This is a genomic window from Streptomyces sp. CBMA156 (assembly GCF_014596515.1).
Taxonomy (GTDB): domain Bacteria; phylum Actinomycetota; class Actinomycetes; order Streptomycetales; family Streptomycetaceae; genus Kitasatospora.
Genome location: NZ_MSJQ01000108.1, coordinates 1 through 4,568 on the forward strand (window position 1 = coordinate 1; position 4,568 = coordinate 4,568).

Consider the following 4,568-nt stretch of genomic DNA (forward strand, 5'->3'; position numbering starts at 1 on the left):
GCCACCACCAGCACCAGCGCCGCGACGGCCGCCAGGCCCCTGGCCCCGACCAGCCGCACCGGCCGGTCCTGCCCGGGCTCCAGCACGGCCGCCGCCCGCGCAGCGGCGACCGCCGCGACGGCGCCGCCGGGTTCGTCCTCGTGTCCCGTGGGCTTCACGTCCGCCCCGGGCTCCCGCCCTGCGGCGACCTGCCGCTTCTCCCGCTCCGCCGCCTTCACGGCCGCCCCGCCCCCGCACCGGCCGGCTCCCGCAGCGGGGTCCGGACGGGCAGTTCACGCAGACCACCGAAGACGAACTGCGGGGACCAGCGGACGGTCCCCTCGTCCAGCGGCGTGGTCAGCTCCCGTGTGGCGCCGGCCGCCGCGAGGGTACGCAGCACCGCGGCGCCGGCCATCAGGGACAGCGGGGCGCCGAGGCAGTGGTGCGGACCGTGGCCGAAGGCCAGATGGCGCAGTTCGGCCCGGTCCGGGTCGAAGCGGTCGGGGTCGGCGAAGCGGCGGGGGTCGCGGTTGGCCGCCGCGTAGAGCAGCAGGGCGACCCGGCCGGCCGGGATGACGGTTCCGCCGACCTCGACCTCGCGGGTGAGGGCGCGGGCGCTGGCGCGCACCGGGCTGCCGAGGCGCTGGGCCTCGTCGAAGACGGCCTCGGCCCGCTCCGGGTGCTCGCGCAGCAGCTCGGCGAGCCCGGGCCGGCGCAGCAACTCCCAGACGGCGACGGCGAGTCCGGAGGTGAGGGTCTCCAGCCCGTTGGCCAGGAGCATGACCACGAAGGCCAGCAGGTCCTGGTCGTCGAGCCGGCCCTCGGCCCTGGCCACGGTCAGCCGGCTGATCAGGTCGTCGCCCGGCGCGGCGGCGCGGGCGGCGCAGAGTTCCTCGACGTACGCGCGGAACTGCTCGAACTCGGCGTCGAGTTCGGCGATCCGCTGCTCGTCCGCGATCCGCTGACCGTCGGCGGTGGGCTGCCGCCCGTCGGCGGTGGGCTGCCGCCCGTCGGCGGCCCGCTGCTCGCCGGCGGCCGGCCCGAAGTCGTCCAGCAGCGAGCGGGCGACCAGCCGGGCCCAGCCGGTGACGCGTTCCTGCTCGCTGTCCGGGATGTCCAGGATGGCGCAGGAGACGGCGACCGGCAGCGGCACCGCGAGGTCCGCCACCACGTCGAACTCCCCCGCGCTCAGAAGGGGTTGGAGCATCCGGTCGACGGTCGCGGTGATCCGTCCGCGCATCTGCTCCAGCCGGCGGGCGCTGAACGCCGTGGTGGCGAGCCGCTTCAGCCGGGTGTGGTCGGCGCCGTCGCGCATCGGGAGCATCCTGGCGACGACCCGGGCGAGCGCGGTGGCGCCGCTGCGGGGCAGGCCGACCGCGGTGGGGTCGACCACGGTCCCCGGGTGGGTGAGGACGGTGACGATCTCGGAGTGGCCCGAGACGACGTGGACCCGCCCGAGGTCCAGGACGGGCGCCTCGGCCAGCAGCCGACGGTAGAGCGCGGGTGGGTCGTGCTGCGCGGCGGGCTCCTGGATGAACCGCGTCAGCGCGTGCCGGAGGCTGTCCATCGCCCGGCTCTCCTCACTGGTCAGGTCCTGCTTGCGGAACGGGGATCGCAGATCGCCGGGGAACGGCGGAGGGGTGCCGCGGTGGCCCCGCCGGAGCGGGCCCACCGCGGCACAGATCCCTTACTCCGCGGCGGTCTCGACCGCGTTGGAGACCGAGCTGAAGCTGGAGACCGGGCAGGCGGCGCAGGCCAGCGAGCTCACGCTGACACCCGCGTTGACGCCGTCCAGCTCCTCGATCTCGATGTCGAACTGCTCGTTCTCGGCGATCTCCTTGTTGTCCGCCATGGCGGTCTCCTCCCGGAACGGTCCGCCGACCCCGGCGGGGCCGGTCGGATTCCTCGCCGCCGTTTCCGCTTCCGGTTTTCCCGGCTGCTCCCGGCGACGAGGAAAACTATGCCCGGCCCTTTCCGAACGCCCCAGTAGGAGATGTCAGAAAAACCCCCATGGAAAAACTCACAGCCCTCGGCATGACATTTTGAATATGCCCTGACCTGCAGTTTCGTCGCGCACTTGCGCTCTCTCCGCCATCCCCCGCAGGCTGCTCCCATGACATCAGACAAAGGCCTTTCCGCGCGGCGGGAAAAGGCCGTGGAGGTGCACCGGCTGCACCATCGCCACGGCGACCACGAAGCCGTCCGGGGAATCTCCTTCAGCGTCCAGCACGGCGAACTCCTCGCCCTGCTGGGTACCAACGGCGCCGGCAAGACCACCACCCTGGAACTGCTCCAGGGCTACCGCCCGCCGACCGCCGGCACCGTCCGTGTCCTGGGGCTCGACCCGTACGCGCAGGGCGCGGCCGTCCGGCGCCGCACCGGGATGATGCTCCAGGAGGGCGGCTTCTTCCGCGACCTGACCGTCCGGGAGACCATCGACGCCTGGCGGACCTTCACCACCGGTGCCCGGCCCGCCGGCGAGGCACTGGAGCTGGTCGGACTCACCGACCGCGCGCGGACCCGGGTCGGGCAGCTCTCCGGCGGTGAACGGCGGCGCCTGGACCTCGCGCTGGCGGTGCTGCGCACCCCCGAGGTGCTCTTCCTCGACGAGCCGACCACCGGCATGGACCTGCAGGCACGGCAGGCCACCTGGCAGACCGTCCGCGACCTGCGGGCGGCGGGCACCACCGTCCTGCTGACCACCCACTACCTGGAGGAGGCCCAGCAACTCGCCGACCGGGTCGCCATTCTGGACCGGGGCCGGCTCACCGCGCTCGGCACCGTCGCCGAGGTGCTGTCGGGCCGCGGCACCCGGATCACCTTCCCGCTCCCCGCGGGCGTCGGCGCCGACCGGCTCCCGCTCGTCCTCGGCGGGCACGCCAGGGTCGCGGCCGGAACGGCCGAGTACACCGTCGAGCGCACCGGGCCGGCGCTGGCCGCCCTGCACGGCTGGGCCGCCGGCCTCGCCGTCGAACTGGACGGCCTGGAGGTGCGCGGCGCCTCCCTGGAGGACGTGTTCCTGGAACTGCCCGGGCTGGAACTGCCCGGAACCAAGCTGCCCGAGACGGCGAGGCCCGGAGCCGAGCTGCCCGGAGCGGAGCTGCCCGAGGCGCGGGAGGTGTCGGCCCGGTGAACCGTTCCCCGATCGCCCCCGCCGCCTCCTGGACGGCCCTCCCCTCCTGGACCGGCTACGCCCTCGCCCAGTTCCGGCTGTCCTGGAAGGTGTTCTGGCGCAACCGCCGCTCCACCTTCATCGGCTTCCTGCTCCCCGTACTGCTGACCCTGGCCGTCGCGGCGCCGCTGCGCGGCCGTGAGATCGCCGGCGTGCCGGCGGCCGGGTACGTCGCGCTGGGCTTCGTCGGCTTCGCCCTGGTGACCGTGTTCATCAACCTGCTGAACGGCCTGGTGGCCCGACGGGACGACCTGGTGCTCAAGCGCCTGCGCGGCACCGAGGTCCCGCCCGGCGCGGTGCTGGCCGGTCAGTTCGGCGCGGCGGGCGCGGTGCTGCTGGTCCAGACCGTCCTGCTGGGCGCGCTCGCGGTCGGCTGGTTCGGCGCGCCGCTGCCCGCCGACCCGCTGCTGCTGCTCGTGTTCCTCGCGGCGGGCTTCGCCCTGTTCGCCCTGCTGGCCGCGGCACTGTCCGGGCTGACCCCGAGCGCCGAGGCGGCCCCGCTGGTGGCGACCCCGGTGCTGCTCCTGTCGATGTTCGCGGGCGGGGTGGCGACCCCGCTCGGCTCGCTCCCCGGCTGGTTGCAGGCCCCGGCCCACGCGCTGCCGCTGACCCCGGTGGTCGAGGGGCTGCGCACCGCCTGGTTCGGACGGGCCTTCGGCGCGGAGACCTGGTCCGGGCCTCCACTGCCCGAGCTCGGCCTGTTCGGCGGCTGGCCCCACACGGCGGGCTCGCTGGCCCTGCTCGCGGCCTGGACCGCGGGCGCCGCGATGCTCACCCGCCGGCTCTTCCGCTGGGAGCCCCGCCACGGCTGACCGCCGGCCCCTCCCGATCCGGAGCCCTCCCCACCCGGGGACCGCTCCGGACCGGCCCGGGCTCGCCTACGACCGCGTCCTCAGCCCACACCGAGCCCGGCGTCCGGCGTCTTCCCGGACTGCGCCTGCTCGATCCGCTTGACCAGCATCACCGCGAGCCGCCGCGTCCTGGCCACGTCCACCGGGCCGCCCTCGCTGGTCACGCTCGCCACCACGGTGCCCGAGCGCAGCACGATGCCGACGCCTTCCCCCTCCGCCAGGGGTCCCTGGAAGGCCTGGCTCTCGCTGCCCAGCGCCGGCATGTCCACCTTCGTGAACTGCCCTGCGGCGTACGAGGCGTAGCTCTCCTTCAGTCGCTGACCGGCCGCGTCCCGGCTGGGCAGGGTGTCCACCAGGAAGCGGACCACCACGTCCCCCGAGGAGAACCGGACGGACCCGCTCAACGGCTTCCCGGCACAGGAGGCGGCGGCGGCACCGGCGCAGGTCACCTTGTGGTCTGGCTGATGGACGACGCCCAGAAGAACTGGCCGGACCTGGTCCAGCGGGTCAACGACGAGTTCGCGGCCAAGTACCCGAACGTCAGCCTCAAGCTCGTCTACCAGGGC

Annotated in this window: 5 protein-coding genes; 2 read left to right on the forward strand and 3 right to left on the reverse strand. The window is 74.5% G+C overall.

The window, feature by feature from the left end; translation table 11 throughout:
- Window positions 1-214: 214 nt before the first annotated feature.
- A complete protein-coding gene (locus tag BU198_RS09145; RefSeq protein WP_188296351.1) occupies window positions 215-1,546 on the reverse strand; it encodes a cytochrome P450 in 1,332 nt (443 codons plus the stop codon).
- Window positions 1,547-1,666: 120 nt separating this feature from the next.
- Window positions 1,667-1,831, reverse strand: a complete 165-nt coding sequence (locus BU198_RS09150; protein ID WP_188296352.1) for a thiocillin family RiPP — start codon at window positions 1,829-1,831, stop codon at window positions 1,667-1,669.
- Between the two features lie 261 nt (window positions 1,832-2,092).
- On the opposite strand from BU198_RS09150, the gene BU198_RS09155 reads away from it, so the two are divergent.
- Both BU198_RS09155 and BU198_RS09160 read left to right on the forward strand, forming a co-directional pair.
- The gene (locus BU198_RS09155) at window positions 2,093-3,112 is read left to right on the forward strand and encodes an ABC transporter ATP-binding protein (RefSeq protein ID WP_188296353.1); all 1,020 of its coding nucleotides are present in this window, start codon (window positions 2,093-2,095) and stop codon (window positions 3,110-3,112) included.
- The gene (locus tag BU198_RS09160) at window positions 3,109-3,963 is read left to right on the forward strand and encodes an ABC transporter permease (RefSeq protein WP_188296354.1); all 855 of its coding nucleotides are present in this window, start codon (window positions 3,109-3,111) and stop codon (window positions 3,961-3,963) included. The genes BU198_RS09155 and BU198_RS09160 overlap by 4 nt, the downstream gene beginning before the upstream one ends.
- A gap of 80 nt (window positions 3,964-4,043) precedes the next feature.
- Here BU198_RS09160 and BU198_RS09165 read toward each other — a convergent pair whose 3' ends face one another.
- A complete protein-coding gene (locus BU198_RS09165) occupies window positions 4,044-4,406 on the reverse strand; it encodes a hypothetical protein (RefSeq protein ID WP_188296355.1) in 363 nt (120 codons plus the stop codon).
- Window positions 4,407-4,568 lie beyond the last annotated feature (162 nt).

Coding starts and splice junctions, on each gene's coding strand:
- BU198_RS09145 (WP_188296351.1), bottom strand. CDS start 1,546: ATGGACAGCCTCCGGCACGCGCTGACGCGGTTCATCCAGGAGCCCGCC.
- BU198_RS09150 (WP_188296352.1), bottom strand. CDS start 1,831: ATGGCGGACAACAAGGAGATCGCCGAGAACGAGCAGTTCGACATCGAG.
- BU198_RS09155 (WP_188296353.1), top strand. CDS start 2,093: ATGACATCAGACAAAGGCCTTTCCGCGCGGCGGGAAAAGGCCGTGGAG.